Source organism: Halobacteriovorax sp. RT-2-3, from assembly GCF_047085075.1.
GTDB lineage: Bacteria > Bdellovibrionota > Bacteriovoracia > Bacteriovoracales > Bacteriovoracaceae > Halobacteriovorax_A.
The window spans coordinates 58352-73771 of sequence record NZ_JBKIYF010000004.1; the positions used below are offsets into that span (position 1 = coordinate 58352).

9 protein-coding genes are annotated in these 15420 nt (G+C 37.4%); 4 read left to right on the forward strand and 5 right to left on the reverse strand.

The features are described from left to right. Positions 1-43 precede the first annotated feature (43 nt). Positions 44-976 carry a TIGR01777 family oxidoreductase gene (locus ACMAYX_RS15365; RefSeq protein WP_103219047.1) on the reverse strand — a complete coding sequence of 311 codons (933 nt, stop codon included), beginning with the start codon at positions 974-976 and terminating at the stop codon, positions 44-46. 94 nt (positions 977-1070) lie between these two features. After that, the gene (fbaA, locus tag ACMAYX_RS15370; RefSeq protein WP_103219046.1) at positions 1071-2096 is read right to left on the reverse strand and encodes a class II fructose-bisphosphate aldolase; all 1026 of its coding nucleotides are present in this window, start codon (positions 2094-2096) and stop codon (positions 1071-1073) included. Between the two features lie 58 nt (positions 2097-2154). Here fbaA and adeD point away from each other — a divergent pair, with 58 nt between their 5' ends. From adeD to ACMAYX_RS15390, 4 genes are all read left to right on the forward strand, one after another. Further along, entirely contained in the window at positions 2155-3918 is a 1764-nt protein-coding gene (gene adeD, locus ACMAYX_RS15375) for an adenine deaminase (RefSeq protein ID WP_103219045.1), read from the forward strand. Further along, positions 3905-4411 carry a hypothetical protein gene (locus ACMAYX_RS15380; RefSeq protein WP_103219044.1) on the forward strand — a complete coding sequence of 169 codons (507 nt, stop codon included), beginning with the start codon at positions 3905-3907 and terminating at the stop codon, positions 4409-4411. Before adeD ends, ACMAYX_RS15380 begins: the two co-directional genes overlap by 14 nt. Positions 4412-4508: 97 nt before the next feature. Continuing rightward, positions 4509-6560, forward strand: coding sequence for a thiamine pyrophosphate-dependent enzyme (locus tag ACMAYX_RS15385; protein WP_103219043.1), 2052 nt, complete (start codon positions 4509-4511; stop codon positions 6558-6560). Positions 6561-6739: 179 nt separating this feature from the next. After that, complete coding sequence (locus tag ACMAYX_RS15390; protein ID WP_412472135.1) at positions 6740-9901, forward strand: coiled-coil domain-containing protein; 3162 nt, start codon at positions 6740-6742, stop codon at positions 9899-9901. A gap of 28 nt (positions 9902-9929) precedes the next feature. On the opposite strand, the gene ACMAYX_RS15395 is transcribed toward ACMAYX_RS15390, so the two are convergent. From ACMAYX_RS15395 to ACMAYX_RS15405, 3 genes are all read right to left on the reverse strand, one after another. Continuing rightward, positions 9930-12203 carry a CHASE2 domain-containing protein gene (locus tag ACMAYX_RS15395; RefSeq protein WP_412472136.1) on the reverse strand — a complete coding sequence of 758 codons (2274 nt, stop codon included), beginning with the start codon at positions 12201-12203 and terminating at the stop codon, positions 9930-9932. A 22-nt stretch (positions 12204-12225) separates the two neighbouring features. Next, the gene (locus ACMAYX_RS15400) at positions 12226-13806 is read right to left on the reverse strand and encodes a hypothetical protein (RefSeq protein WP_103219040.1); all 1581 of its coding nucleotides are present in this window, start codon (positions 13804-13806) and stop codon (positions 12226-12228) included. A gap of 135 nt (positions 13807-13941) precedes the next feature. Next, complete coding sequence (locus ACMAYX_RS15405) at positions 13942-15285, reverse strand: FecR domain-containing protein (RefSeq protein ID WP_412470053.1); 1344 nt, start codon at positions 15283-15285, stop codon at positions 13942-13944. Between the last annotated feature and the right edge of the window lie 135 nt (positions 15286-15420).

Here is a 15420-nt window from a genome sequence, read left to right on the forward strand (position 1 = left end):
ATTATCTCTCTTTTTGAAATAGAAAGATAGTAGAGGATGAAAATTATTCGCTATGATTCTTTAGGGTATCTCTTAGAGCAGCCTCAAGAAAATTAAATGAGTACTCAAAGCCACAGGCCTTATTCTCCTCACATGAAACTTTTTGACTTGCGAGCATAATCTGAGACATTTCACCAAAAATTGTTTTAGCTGCAAATTCTGGCAGCGGAATAAAAGTAGGACGGTGAAGAACTCTTCCCAGTGTTTGTGTGAAATCAATATTTTCAATTGGGTTAGGTGCTACTCCGTTTATGACTTGTTTTTCGGTGTCATGTTCGATTAAGAAGCAGTAAAGGTCACAAAGGTCTCTAATGTGAATCCAGCTCATGTACTGATGACCGTCGCCAATGCGTCCTGCAAGACCTAAGTTAAATGCGGGGAGCATTTTTGCAAGTGCACCTCCTTCACTTGAAAGAACAATTCCAACTCTGATAATTTTGACATCAATATCTAGGTTTTGAATTCTTAGTGCGCTGGACTCCCAGTGCTGACAGACTTCGGCCAAAAAATCACCGCTGATACTGCTGTCACTTGTGAGCTCTTCATCGGAGCGGTCGCCGTAAATACCAATTGCCGAAGTACTAACAAATTTTTTCGGCAGAGGGAGTCCTCTTGTTCCAAGCTGTTTTAATTTGTCGTGAAGTAAGTTTGTCGCGTTGATACGTGAGTTATAGATCTTGTCTTTCTTTTCTTCGCTCCAACGGGAGTCTGCGATATTTTCACCAGCAAGGTTAATGACGGCATCTACCCCCATAAGGGCCGCCATATCCATTTCGCCTTTTTCCACATCCCACTTGTAATACTTTACTTGCTCATTGCTTTGTTTATTTGAAATATCGCGTGTGAGTATGCGCACTTCCTCGTGGCCGTGTTCAAGCAAAGATTGTGTTAAATTTGTGCCAATAAAACCTGAACCACCACTAATTAATACTTTCATATTTTTAGTATATGGATGAATTGTGAAGAATTTATTAATGAAGTATGAGTGGGTACCACGAGTTTCGTAATACCCACTCTTTAGAATTTTTTAATTAAAGGTTGATCGACTTTCCATCTGACTTTAAGTCACGACAAGCTTGTGCAATACGTTCAGTCATTGCGTTTTCAGCTTTTTTCATCCAAGTTCTAGGATCGTATTGTTTCTTGTTTCCAACTTCACCTTCGATCTTTAGCATCTCATCGTAGTGCTTGAACATGTGATCAACTACTGGACGAGAGTATGCATATTGAGTGTCAGTGTCGATATTCATTTTTACAACACCATAGTTTAGTGTTTCGTGAATTTCAGATAGCTCACTTCCTGAACCACCGTGGAAAACTAGCCAGTTTTCTGCATCTGCTCCAAGCTCAGCCGTAACAGCAGCTTGTCCGTCTTTTAAAACTTGTGGACGAAGCTTTACGTTACCTGGCTTATAGACGCCGTGAACGTTACCAAAAGTGGCCGCATACATAAACTTACCAAGAGGGCGAAGTGCTTTTGTTACTTCAACCATCTCCTCTGGTGTTGTGTATAATTTATCTGCTGGTGCATCTTCATTATTAACACCATCTTCTTCACCACCAACAACACCTGTTTCAATTTCAAGAATAATTTCACTCTTAGCACATCTCTCTAAAAGCTTCTTACTCATTTCAATATTTTCAGCAGTAGGTAGAACTGAACCATCAAACATATGTGAGTGGAAAAGGTTTGGTTGACCTTGAGCTCTTCTTTTTTCTGTTTCTTCAATAAGAGGAATTAAAAAGCTATCAACTTTTTCTGGGTGACAGTGGTCAGTATGTAGAGCAATAAGTACATCGTACTTTGCAGCAACAAGGTGAACGTGTTGAGCTAGAGAGATTGCACCTAGGACTTCATCTTTCAGGGCCTGGCCTGAAGCAAATGAACCACCTCCAGTTGAAACTTGGATAATTCCATCTGATTTCATATCAGCGAAGGCCTTGATGGCAGCATTTGCTGTTGAAGTAGATGTTACGTTAATGGCCGGATATGCGTATCCGCCTTTTTTAGCGCTATCTAACATATCGCAGTATTGTTCATAAGTAGCTATTGGCATCCAGTGCTCCTTTTAGTTATAGTAGGATTAAGATTCCACAACATTATAGAGGTCAAAGATGTCACTTGCAAATAAGGAAACACAAAAATTATCACCACAAGAATTAAGAGAGGTTTTGAAGACTGCTCGCGGCGATGGTGAGATTGATTTACTTATTAAAAATGTAAAGATTTTAGATCTTGTTAATGGGGAAGTGGTTGAGAGCTCAATTGCCATCTCTGGAAAAACTATTGCAGGAATTGGTAAGGAATACGATGAGCAGCCTGCTAAGCGTATTTATGACGCTGGTGGAGCGACAGCGGTTCCTGGCTTTATTGACGGCCACCTTCATGTTGAATCTTCAATGATGCACCCATTTGAATTTGAAAGGCTAACTCTTCCTCTTGGAACAACTACTGCCATTTGTGATCCACATGAGATTACTAATGTTATGGGTGATCGTGGTTTTTCTTGGTTTCTAAGATGTAGTGAACTGATGGATCAAAACCTCTTTGTTCAGGTGAGTTCGTGTATTCCTGCTCTTCCTGGCTTTGAAACAAACGGTGGTCAATTTGATATCATTGATATGAAAAAATATAAGGAGCATCCTCGTGTTCTTGGCCTTGCTGAAATGATGAATTTTCCAGGTGTCATCAATGGTGTGGAAGGTGTACTTGAAAAAGTTGAAGAGTTTGCAGAGCTTAATCTTGACGGGCACTCGCCAATGCTTCGTGGGAAACAGCTTAATGCTTATATCGCAGCAGGAATTCAAAATTGTCACGAGACAATCTTTGCAGATGAAGCAAAAGAAAAACTTCAAAAAGGTATGGGACTTATTATTCGTGAGGGATCTGTTGCCAAGAACTTAAAAACTCTGGCCCCAGTTGTTAACGAGTTTAACTCTTGTCAGTGTCTACTATGTACTGATGATAGAAACCCATATGAAATTTTTAATGAAGGTCATATTAACTATATGATCAAGAAAATGATTAATGAGCTTGGAACACCTGCACACATTGCTTATAGGCTATCAAGCTTCTCGGCCGCCAAACACTTTGGTTTAAAGAAACTAGGTCTGATTGCTCCTGGTAAACAAGCTGATATCGTTCTTGTTGGAAAACTTGAAGACGTTGATGTGAAGGAAGTATTTAAAAAAGGTAAGCTTGTAAGTGAGCTTGATTTACCTGCAAAGGTTAATGAGAAATTAGAAAAGTCTCAGCCGCCAAAAGAAAATACGATTAAGAGAAATTTCTTAGCACCTACTGATTTTAATTATGACCTGACACCAGGAACATATAACGTGATGGAAATTGTAAAAGATGAAATCATCACAAATCACTTAAAAGTAAAATTTGATGGTGAAGAATTTGAGCAAGATGATATTTCATTTATAACAGTTATTGAAAGATACGGACAAAATCGCAAGCCTAGTTTGGGCCTTGTTAAAGGTATGGGGCTAACTCGTGGAGCGATTGCTTCAAGTGTTGCTCACGACTCTCACAATATTGTCGTTATTGGAAAGACGCCTCAAGATATTGCAACAGCTGCTAATGAAGTTATTGAAAATGCTGGTGGCTTCTGTGTTGTGGATAAGGGGAGAGTCACTGCATCTCTTGCGCTTCCAATTGCAGGTCTTCTTAGTTTAGAGTCTGCTGAAACAATCAATGAGGGGATCATAAGACTTAAGGTCGCATGTAAAGAAATTGAAGTTGCGGTAAGTGAGCCTTTTATTCAAATGGCCTTCTTAGCTCTGCCTGTTATTCCAACTCTTAAAATAACAGACATGGGATTAGTTGATGTGACAAAATTTGAATTCATTGATTTAAAATGTGAAGAAGCTTAGTCAGTTAATTGAAGCAATTCCTGGGTGGCTATTTCTTACAATCACTGTGGGGGTGATTGCCTTATTTCTTGATCCAATCATGGGGCTTTTACAAAAGAGGGTTACTCAAGTTGAACAAGATAAACTAAGAGGTGATGCTCATACGGTATGTTTCCGTGACGATTTTTCTCAAAGTCGTCAACTTCAGGCCTGTCTCGATGGTAGAAAACTGGCAAAGTTAGACAATAAAAAGCAGCTAGAGTTGAAATATATTGAACGACTTTGTGAGATTAATGATGCGTCATCTTGCTATGAGTTAAGCCAGATCAAGAAAAAATTATTGCCTAAAGATGATTACAAAAGCCTTTTAAATAAGGCCTGCCGGCAAGGTCGCGGTGGTAGTATGCTGGCCTGTGGAAAGCTTGGAGAATTGATAGAATCTGATTCTCCAGCACTTTCAAAAAAATACCAAGAATACGCTTGTGCAAGTGGTCATAAAAAGTATTGTCTTTAGTTACGACAGCGCCACTATTTCTTTCCAATTCCGTTAAATTATGGTTAAATTCCGTTTCACTTAAGATTTATAACTAGATGAAAATACGAGGTTGATAATGGCAACTGTTCTTAAGCCTAAGAAAAAGTACACTTGGAAAAACACAGATAAAGCAACACTTAAGCAGTGGTATGAGCTACTAAGTCTTGGACGTATGTTAGATGATCGTGCGCCAAACTATCTTAAGCAAGCGATTGGTTGGTCTTACCACGCTCCATATGCAGGACACGATGGAATCCAACTAGCAATTGGTCAAACTTTCGAATTAGGAAAAGACCACTTATTCCCATACTACCGTGACATGCTAACTGCATTCTCGGCAGGTTTAACTGCAGAAGAAATTCTTTTAAATGGTATTTCAAAAGCCACTGACCTTGCTTCTGGTGGACGTCACATGTCTAACCACTTTGCAAAGCCAGAGTGGAATATTCATAACGTATCTTCTTGTACAGGTAACCACACGCTACACGCTGTAGGTACTGCAAGAGCATTCAACCGTTATAAGCATGATGGTGTTGTTTACTCTTCACAAGGTGAGTCTTCAGTTTCTGAAGGTTACTGTTATGAAGCGATCAACGGTGCATCTCGCGAGAAGCTTCCAGTTGTATTTGTATTCCAAGATAATGGATACGGTATTTCTGTTCCAAAATGTGATCAAACAGCAAACGAGTACGTTGCTGATAACTTTACAGGTTTCCTAAACCTTCACATCATTCACTGTGATGGAAAAGATATCTTTGATTCAATGAACGCGATGGCAACTGCAAGAGAAATTGCAGCAACTCAACAAGAGCCTGTAATTGTTCACGCTCGTTGTGTACGTATTCACTCTCACTCTAACTCTGATAAGCACGAGCTTTATCGTTCAGAAGAAGAAAGAGCAGAAGCGGCAGCTCAAGATCCATTAGTAGCATTTAGAAAAGAACTTGTTGCTAACAAGATCTTCACTGAAGCAGAGCTAGATGAAATCGATGCAGCTGCAAAGGTTGAACTACTTGAAGCTCACAAGAAAGCAATGAAAGCTCCAAACCCAACTCCTGAGTCAATCTATGACTTCGTACTTCCAGAGCCACACGTTCCAACGAAGTATGTTGACGGTACTCACAATGAGTCTGGTGAAGAGGTGAAGTTCATCGATGCAATCAATGGTCAACTTAAGAAAGAATTTAGACATAACCCAGATACTTTCATTTGGGGACAAGATATGGCCAACAAAGATAAAGGTGGTATCTTTAACGTTTCAAAAGGTATGCAACAAGAATTTGGTAAGGACAGAGTATTTAACGGTCCAATCGCTGAAGACTATATCTTAGGAACTGCAAATGGTTTCTCACGTTTCAACAAAGACATCAGAGTTGTTGTTGAAGGTGCTGAATTCGCTGACTACTTCTGGCCAGCAATGGAGCAATACGTAGAGTGTTCTCACGATTACTGGAGATCAAACGGAGCATTTGCACCTAATATCCTAATCAGACTTGCTTCTGGTGGATATATCGGTGGTGGACTTTACCACTCTCAAAACCTTGAAGGTAACTTAGCAGGTATTCCTGGTGTACGTATCGTATGCCCAGCTTTCGCTGACGATGCTGCTGGTCTTCTAAGAACTGCAATGAGAAGTGAAGGGCCAACTCTATACCTAGAGCCAAAGTCTCTATATAACGCAAAACAAGCAATGACTGTTGTACCAGAAGACTTTGAAGTTCCATTTGGTAAGTGTCGTGTAAGACGTGAAGGAACTGATCTTTCAATTATTACTTACGGAAACACAGTACACCACTCACTTGAAGCAGCAGAGAAACTTGCAGCTCAAGGTTATAGCGTAGAAGTTGTTGACCTTAGATCAATTGCTCCTCTAGATGAAGAAGGTGTTCTTGCATCTGTTAAGAAAACAAATAGAGCGCTAGTTGTTCACGAAGATAAGGTATTTGGTGGATTTGGTGGTGAAGTTGCTGCCATGATCAACGACAAAGGGTTTGAGCTTCTAGATGCTCCAGTTCAACGTGTTGGTTCGACTTTCACTCCAGTTGGTTTCAACAGAATCCTTGAAAAAGCAGTTCTTCCAAACACAGACCGTGTTGTAGAAGCTGCTCTTAAAGTATTAAACTACTAAAATTCTATATACTTTTCGAAATATAAAAGCCGGATTAAAGTCCGGCTTTTATATAACCACTTAAAATCACGTTGTTTTATTTCACTTTATAAATGTAAATTTTTTAGTTGGGTAGAATTTGTTGGATGTACATCTCTTGGTGTTGTACATTTTCACAAATTAATTATTAAGGAGCATACGTGAGACCGATTTTTATCGTGGTTATACTACTATTCATTTCTTGTGGTGATAAAAATATTCAGCATATCACTAATAATATCGAAAACAGCGAAACTGGCGATGTTACTTCAGATCCTACTTCTTCCACTTCTCGTGGAGATGTACAGCTACAACCAATGATTCATGCGATTAATGCGGCTCCATTTATTAACAAAAGATTTGATGATCGAAATATCACTGATGAACGGTATTCAGATTTTTCTTATCAAAGAATAACTAGTGAAAATGAGCTAAACCACACTCAATTTAAGGAAGGTTTAAAATTTGCTCGCTTAAGCGGCATTAAATTAATTATCGATGATGGAAATAAGTTTGATGATTATTTAAGTAATCAATACGATTTGAAAGAGTTGATTATTGATGCAAAAGAAATTGTAATTAATTCTAAAATTTGGCTACCTTCGACTAATATAACAATCAATGCTGAGAAACTCATTATTGGTCCTACTGGACAAATTTCAACAACACCATCATTCATTTCTGATGGAGCTAAAGTCTATACAGATGGCAAGGCCGGAGCTAATGCCGGTAATATTCATCTAAATATTGCAAAGTTAGAGATTCAAGGACCAAAAAGAGCTGTCTTCAATCTTGTTGGGGGAAAAGGACAAGATGCTGGATTAGGTAAGGATGGTGATGATGGAGAAGATCATTCTAATATTGATCAAGGAGGAGGAGTTCTTTACAAGGAGATATATAAGTATGTTGTAATTGGGCCTAGGCCAGGTCAAAGAGGTGGACCTTCAACACTTGTAAAGAGTAATGGTTACTTTAAACTAGAAAAAGAGATAGGGCATAAAGTATGGCCTTCAGATGGTGAAGATGCAATTCCTGGTGGAAGTGCTGGTGTCGGTGGAAACGGTGGAAATTTTATAAGTACAGTATCGCTTGCTAAAGAATTAATTATAAATAATGGTGGAGCAACAGGTAAGGATGCTCCAGACTATATTGGTGGTTCTGCTGGAAAGCCAAACCCTGCTTATCATATTTGGTGGCATAATGATAAGGTTAACAAAACGACTAAGAAAGAGTTTATAGATGGTCAACCTGTTAAGTCACCTAAGGCAACAATTCATTTTGGAAATATCGGAAATGTTGAATTTATCGAAGATAGCATTAATAAATATGGTTGGATTACAAATAGTTATTTAGAAAGAGCAATCAAGTATGGAAAAGATCTGTACTTAGGTAACTATTTTGATGAAGCATATGAGTATTTTTCTGGACTTGCTATATACTGCCAAGAGATCGACGAAGACGATGTTGAGCGTACGAATCTATGTTTATCAATATTTACAAATCTACAAAAACTTAAAATTGGTCATAACTACTTTAATAAACAAATCAATACGGTACCAATTATTGGTCTTGAGGTTTCAACTGAAGTTTATAAACAGGAATTATTAAACTCTCTAGAAATCATTTACTATGCGACACTTGATAAGAATAAAAAAGTTAGCACTGAAGAAAGATTAAAACTTTTAAGTCAACTTCAAGATAGTATTTATAACGACTTGGAAAGTAGTAATAACCTTATTCCTGATCTTGTAAAACAAATACCTGCTTTGAATAAAGAGGTTTCACAGTTACGTGGATATGAAGAAACCTTTAAGAAGGAGATCGATCGTCTCCAAAATATGATCGAAGAGCGAGCGAGAAGAAATGTCGATGATAGAAGAAGTAAAATCAAATTTCTAAAGGCGGTTAAATCTGTTGCTGCTGTTGCTTCGGTTATTCCGATTGGGCAACCAGCTCTCGGTATTGCAACAGGTGCACTTGCTACATTTATTGATAAAGGAGTTAACGCAACATCAATTACAGAGTCTTTAAAAAATTCTTATAGTCTTTATAAATCTGTAAAAGAAGTAAATGAAGACATGGTTAAATCAAAGAATAACTGGAATGAGGGTTTTAAAAAGATTAAGTATAGTACACTTAAAGCTGAGTTAGATAAGGCTTCTAAAGTAGAAGGAAAAAGAGAAGAGCGTAAAAAAGTTCTAGCAAAATATCTTAAAGATGTTACTGATTTCGCTAAACCTATTGTCAAACAAACGATGGAAGAGATTGAAGATTATAAGAAAATTACTTTCCCGAAGGATGAAGTAGAGAAGGAGATTCAAAAGATTCAAAAAACTGACCCTATGTTTAATGAGGTTACTCGAATTGTAAGAGAGCTTATTGAAAAAAGAAAACTTGTTTCTGAAAAAGTTAGATTCATCAACTCTCAGATTTCAGATATCATTATTGGAATTAATGAAGGTTTTAATAAAATTTCGAAAATTTCAGATGAAAAGTATTTGTTACTAAATGAAAGTAAATATATTTTAAGCCAAGATTTCAAGAATATTATAGAGGATGCAAAATATAGACTCCTTTCTTATAATTATGACCTTTATAATTCTTATCAATACCGATTAATGAGTGGTGAAAAGATAGGCTTTTACGATTCTCTAGATACAATTATAAAGAAAATGGAAGATGATATTAAGGAAAGTGAGGTTGGTAGTAAAGCTGACTTAGAAGACTACTTTAGAATGAATCAAAGAATATTATCGCAGGTTTTTCGTAAATCTGTTGATTCTCTAGCTCAAGATGAAATTATAAATAGTAGCTTTCCATATTATTTGAAGGAAAAAGAAATTGAAGCTTTAAATGATGGAAAGGATATTTATATTAATTTCTTTGAGATAAAATCACTTTTTGCTGGTAAAGAGAACTTAAAATTTAGAAACCTTAAAATCGAAACAGAATATACTAGTTATGATAACGGTCAAAAAGTTCCTACTTTTGATTTAGTTGTTGAACATGGTGCTGATCACATTATCGAAAAGAATGGTGTTCTATATAAGCTCGCACAAGAGAAAGAGTATAGCTGGGGAGTAACAGTGAACACTAAATCTGGAGAGCATTTTCCTAAGGAGCCTTCAAAGCTTAATTTTAAATTCCTTGAAGCACTTCTAGGTAAAAACCTTACAAATGACGAGGTTGTACCGTTTTATGCCCGACCTTCTGTTTTAGGAGAGTATCGTGTTAGATTCATAAATACCTCGATTCCTAAAACTGATACAAAGATAGAATCGGTGAAATTTACTATTGATTATGATTATATGAAAGCAAATTAAGAAAAAGCCTGCATTATGCAGGCTTTTTTTATTTGCTTGTTAATGTATAAACACCATCCCATTCCGGTGGAGGTGGGATAACCTTATAATCTTCACAGCGTTTAATATAAATCTCAGATGGATTTGTTTTTACACCTTTCAGATCAGGAAAGCGCATATATTCTAGCTCTAGAGTGTGTTTAAATAAATCAATGGCCTCATCCCATTTTTGCGCCTTATAAAGTAAGATAGCTTTTGAAAATTTATCAGCAAGCTCTTTTAAATAGTCTGGAGCAGTTGCTTTAAGTCCAAGTAGGTCATAACTTGTTACCGGAATTGATTTACCAACAACGCGAATCGTATCAAGCTCTCGCCATAGAAATTCATCTCCTGCAAGCTCAACCGTCTCTTTTGCAACTTGTGTGAAAATACCATATTGCTTTGCTGACTCTTCAAGACGGGCAGCAAGGTTTACAGAGTCGCCCATCATTGTATAGTTCATACGAGAAGCAGAACCCATATTTCCTGTTACGATATCCCCTGAGTTAATTCCTATTCTCATTCTCATATCGTGAACAATCTTTGGCCACTTGTCTCCCTCTGAAACCCATTTTTTTCTTAGCTTTAGTAGTGCTTCTTGCATACGATGAGCAACCATACAGGCACGTTTAGCATGATCAGGAAGCTCCATTGGTGCACCGAAGAAAGCGATAATAGCATCTCCCTCATACTTATCAAGTGTGCCTTTTTCTTCGAGAAGTATATCGGTCATGGCCGTTAAGTATTCGTTTAAAAGCTCAACAAGCTGTGTTGCCGATAGCTTTTCTGAGAAGCTTGAGAAGCCTTGAATATCAGTGAAGTAGGCCGTACGAATTCCTGATGTACCACCAAGAGTTGGCGCTGAGCCTGCTTCATACATTTCATCAATAAGTTCAGGAGAGATATAACTTCCAAATGCATTCTTTAAGAACGCCTTGTCTTGGTTTGCCATATAGAAGTTAACAATTGTATTCCACGAATAGCATAAGACTAGGGCAAAGAAGCACCAAAATAGCTTTGTTTCATACCCTTGTGGAATAAAGTAGAAAGTATCAGAGTAGTAAAGACCTGAGATCAAGACCACGAGTGTAAATAGATCAAAGATAGGGTTTTCTTTAAATTGTACTAGGAGGAGTAGTAGTACAGATATGACAAGTAGGGCCCAAGATAGTTTGGCCGAGTCGATAAATTTTTTAAAGAAGTGGCCATCAATTAGCATCTGGACGAAGTTCATGTGGAACAGAACTCCTGGTAGCATTGAGTCGATTGGCGTATTTCTTAAGTCGTGTGCACCGTATGCAGTTGCACCTACAAAGACAAGAGAGCCTTCAAATAATTTTTTTAGTTCAGGATCATTAGGGTCTTTTTCGATGATTTGATAAATTGGAATTCTAGTATATGCATCGGCCCCTCCGATCCAGCGTACTTTAGTTTCACCTCTAAGGTTTAGCTCTACATCTCCCATTTTGGTTTTTAGAATCGGCACTCCACCTTGAGTACTGAGATCAAGTTCTGTTTTAAAAACATTCTTATTTTCACCTTCTTCGTTCTCATCAAATTCACCAATCCAATGCATATATGATGAAAGCCCATATGAAGGTACATGAATTTCTCTGTAAGGAAATGCAAGTGCTTTATAGTGTCTGATAACGCCATCATTATCTGCGCTGGCCTCAATGAAGCCTAGAGATGCTTCTGCATCGATGATTCCTTGTAGAGGGTATACGGAGTTTGAAATAATCGTTGGCTCCATATCATAATTTACTCCACCGGCCTTTGTGTTTAGGGCAAAAAGATATAGGTCTTCTGGTAAAGTAGGATAGTGGTCAGTCCCATATACTTCGAGGTTATAAGGCATAATGACTCGATTATTTGGAATTTCATGAAAGTATTCAATGGCCGAAATTAACTCATCATCTGGATTAACATCGTTGCATGTTTGAGATGCTTCTGAAAAGAAGACATCAAAGGCAATAACTTTTGCCCCGTAGCCGCGTAGTTTTCTTACCATTGTACCCCAATGAGAGCGAGTAATTGGCCAAGAACCGAGTCTTTTAATTGAATCATCATCAATATCGGCAAGAATTAGTTTTGGATTTGGTGTATTCTGATCCATCGTTTGCATCATTCTAAAATCGTAGAATCGATTTTCAAAAAATGATGCATATGAAGTGAGATTTCTAAAACCTATATCATATGTTCTAGAGTAAAGAGAGAAGAAGACACTGACGCACGAAAATAAAATGATAAAAAACAGTCCCGTGTATTTAATTATATTTTTCATAGCAATCCGTATTTCTTAATGCTTAGTAATAATAAGAGAAGTCAATACCCGTTTGATGGGCAGTATAATTACTTGTGTCTTCATCCGAGCTATTATTTGTGTAGATATACTCGAAACCAAATGCAAAATTTCTGTTAATAACACGTGTAAGTTTTGCATTTAATGAAGTCGTCATCTCAAGCCCTCGACTTGCATCAGTTGCAGCATCTTCATAACTAATGAAGTTTGTCGAAAGTCCGGCATTGAAACTAGTATTTGGAAAAAGGCCTGGCACAATATAATCAACACGAAATAGGTGAGAAGTCGTATTCAAGTTTGGAGAGTTTGTGTAATCACTACTATCAAATTGATATAATAAGACAAAGATTCCGTAGGTCTTTTTGATAATTTGATCAGCGGAAAGAATCATTGAGCTACGCTCTAGACTATCTACATAGTATGAATATGTTTGATACTTAAAAGTTAGAGTTGTATTACCCGTTTCGAAAAAAGGCATCTCACTACCAAGCTCTATTTGCTGAGAGCGATAGTTGAACTCTTTACTTTTTTGAGCATTAATATCTTTCGCTTGATAGTCATAAATGAGATTTGTAAAAAAACGAGCAGGCTTTTTATTGTAGCGATAAGCGAAATCAATATCAACTTCAGGAGTGATATTATAACTATCATTTGAATAAATTTCTGAATCAACGCGATCTGTATAGATTGTATTCTTAATCTCTAAAGAAGGTGTAATTGTATATCTTCTTTTAAAGTTAAAAGCCTTATCAATATTAAAACGAGTTTGAGAAATGAAAGAGTCTTTATTCGTGCCTGTTGAACTTGGAAGGTCATCTGATAGGGTCACATTATTATCATATGTAATTTTCTCTTCTACACTTAGGCTTAGTCTTTCACTTGGTAGAGGATCTCCGTTTACAAGCTTATCCTCTTCTAAGAAGAATTCTTTTTTTATTTCTTTTATACGATTATCAATATCATCAGCAGTGGAACTATTTGGGTCAAGATCGATGGCCTTGTAATAATCTGGCAGGATATACTTTTCGACTATTTCTCTGGTTCGACTTGTCTCTCTGGCGATTTCTAAATTCATATTTGCTATCTGAAAGTATGAAATCTGCTTCATCTCTTTAGAAGTTTTTTTGTCTTTTAAAAGTCGTCTAAAGTAGATTTTGGCATTCTTTGGTTCTTCTTTAAGCTGATAGATATAGGCGATATAGTAATTTGATTGTTCGACTTTATACTTGGCCTTCTCTGACTTTTTAAAGTTTTCAATGGCACTATCTAAATTGTTAATTGCAAAGTTGGCCTGTCCTAATTCATAGTAGAGCTCACTGGCCTTGTTTCCTTTTTTTAGCGCAGAATTAAATGCTTCAATCGCCTTGTTATATTCTTGAATACGAGAGTAAGAAATCCCCAGCAGGTAGTCACGTACACCAGGTGACTTCGCACTTTTAAAATTCTTATAATTTGGAGAGTTAAGTAACTCGATAACTTTCTCGTAATCTGAGTTTTCAAATGCACGGTAAACAGGAGTCATGCTCTGGGCAAGTCCCACTGATGTGATACTAGCTAAGGCCAGTGCGATAAAAATTTTTTTCAAAGTCAGTCCTTTAACTTTTTATTAAAATCTAGGTATTTATAAATAATTTTACTGATAAATAGGACAATTGAATAGAGGGAATTTGGCCACAGAGCTAATTAGCTGTGGCCATATCTGAATTTAGAACTCGGTTATTTATTGGCGATCAAGGATGACTTTAACACGTGCTCGATTTGTTGAAGTCGTATTTGTTTGATCAAGCATTTGGTCGCGATCATCCATTGTCGTTTCCATAATATCTGGGCCACCATCAAGTGGCTTTGTATCGTCTGAAGGAATAGGAGCGCCTATTGGATCGTCAAATTCATCAACTTCGTCTTGATCGAAGATATTGATTGGTCCAGTCGGTACGAGCTCTGGCGCAGTCCCATCAGAAGCAGGTATGCGGTTAACAGTGATTACTGGGTCTTTTGGAATCATATCTCCATTTTCATTTACCACATAGAAGTCATTCTTATACTCACCAGTGTCCTTATCGAAGCTTCCCATTTGAATAGGAACAATAACTTCATTAGTCATTGGGTCTACTGGAGCATTTTTTGGTGGTGGAATATAGAGAACATTATTCGTATCGACATAACCACCTTCGGTCATTGTTCCTTTTGTCTGCACTCTTGATGAAGCTATCGTTGTAGCAGCTTGTGCACTAGGTACTTTGATACTAGCGTCGGCCTTGGCCATTTGTCCCATGATCTCAGATCCACCTGCTCCACTAAATTTTGAGCTATCCATTCCTGGAGGAATGATATTTCGACTCATCTGTTTTTTCTCTGATTTCTTTTGATCGTCATTTGATGATGTTTTAGATCCATCATTTGCCTCAAGGGCCTTTAGCTGTTGTTTATTAATTTTTACCGGTGCCATTGGTTTTGAATCAACCTTTGGCATAACCCCAGAAAGCTGTCCTTGGCGAACCATAACTGAAGTAGGTGATGAAACAACCTTCTCAAGTCTGTCTTGTAGGAAGCGGCTCTTCTTAAAGTTAGTAAGTGAACCCATCGCAACGGCACCTTCAAATGTAATAAGTGTCGTATTATTATTGGTAGGGTTAAAGTTAACTTGGAAATCAGTACCACGTACACCCATGGCCGCAGTTTTAGTTTTAATGAAAAGCTTTGATTTCTTTTTATCGATCTCTAGGTAATTCTTAGATACTTTTGAACGAAGTTGACCATTAATAAGATTGATAATTCCTGCTTTCTTTTTTGGGAATTGCTCCACTTCAACTTCAGAATTCGCACCGAGAGTAAGATTTGATTTGTCGATAAAGAGTAGCTTTACAAAGCTTCGGGCCTTGGTCGTAATCTTAGCACCCTCTGGTACCCAATCTCCCTTCGCTAGTGGCTTTTTAGTTTGGGAGTAAAAGACATTTCCTCTTACTTTCATAACTTTGGCGACACCCTTTTCTGAATTTGCATTCAAGACAGAAATATTCGCTAAAATTGCTACAGATAAAATTACAAGTCTTAGTACCTTCATAATGAGTCCCCACAAAATCAATCTCATTTATACTTATCGTAGATCAAAGTAATTTCTTAAGCTGAAACTTGTGTAAATGGCTAAAAATAAAGGGAGTTTGGATTGGGCTAACTTTCTGATATGACAAGAACTTGT

Coding starts and splice junctions, on each gene's coding strand:
- ACMAYX_RS15395 (WP_412472136.1), bottom strand. CDS start 12,203: ATGAAAAATATAATTAAATACACGGGACTGTTTTTTATCATTTTATTT.
- ACMAYX_RS15405 (WP_412470053.1), bottom strand. CDS start 15,285: ATGAAGGTACTAAGACTTGTAATTTTATCTGTAGCAATTTTAGCGAAT.
- adeD (WP_103219045.1), top strand. CDS start 2,155: ATGTCACTTGCAAATAAGGAAACACAAAAATTATCACCACAAGAATTA.
- ACMAYX_RS15365 (WP_103219047.1), bottom strand. CDS start 976: ATGAAAGTATTAATTAGTGGTGGTTCAGGTTTTATTGGCACAAATTTA.
- ACMAYX_RS15385 (WP_103219043.1), top strand. CDS start 4,509: ATGGCAACTGTTCTTAAGCCTAAGAAAAAGTACACTTGGAAAAACACA.
- fbaA (WP_103219046.1), bottom strand. CDS start 2,096: ATGCCAATAGCTACTTATGAACAATACTGCGATATGTTAGATAGCGCT.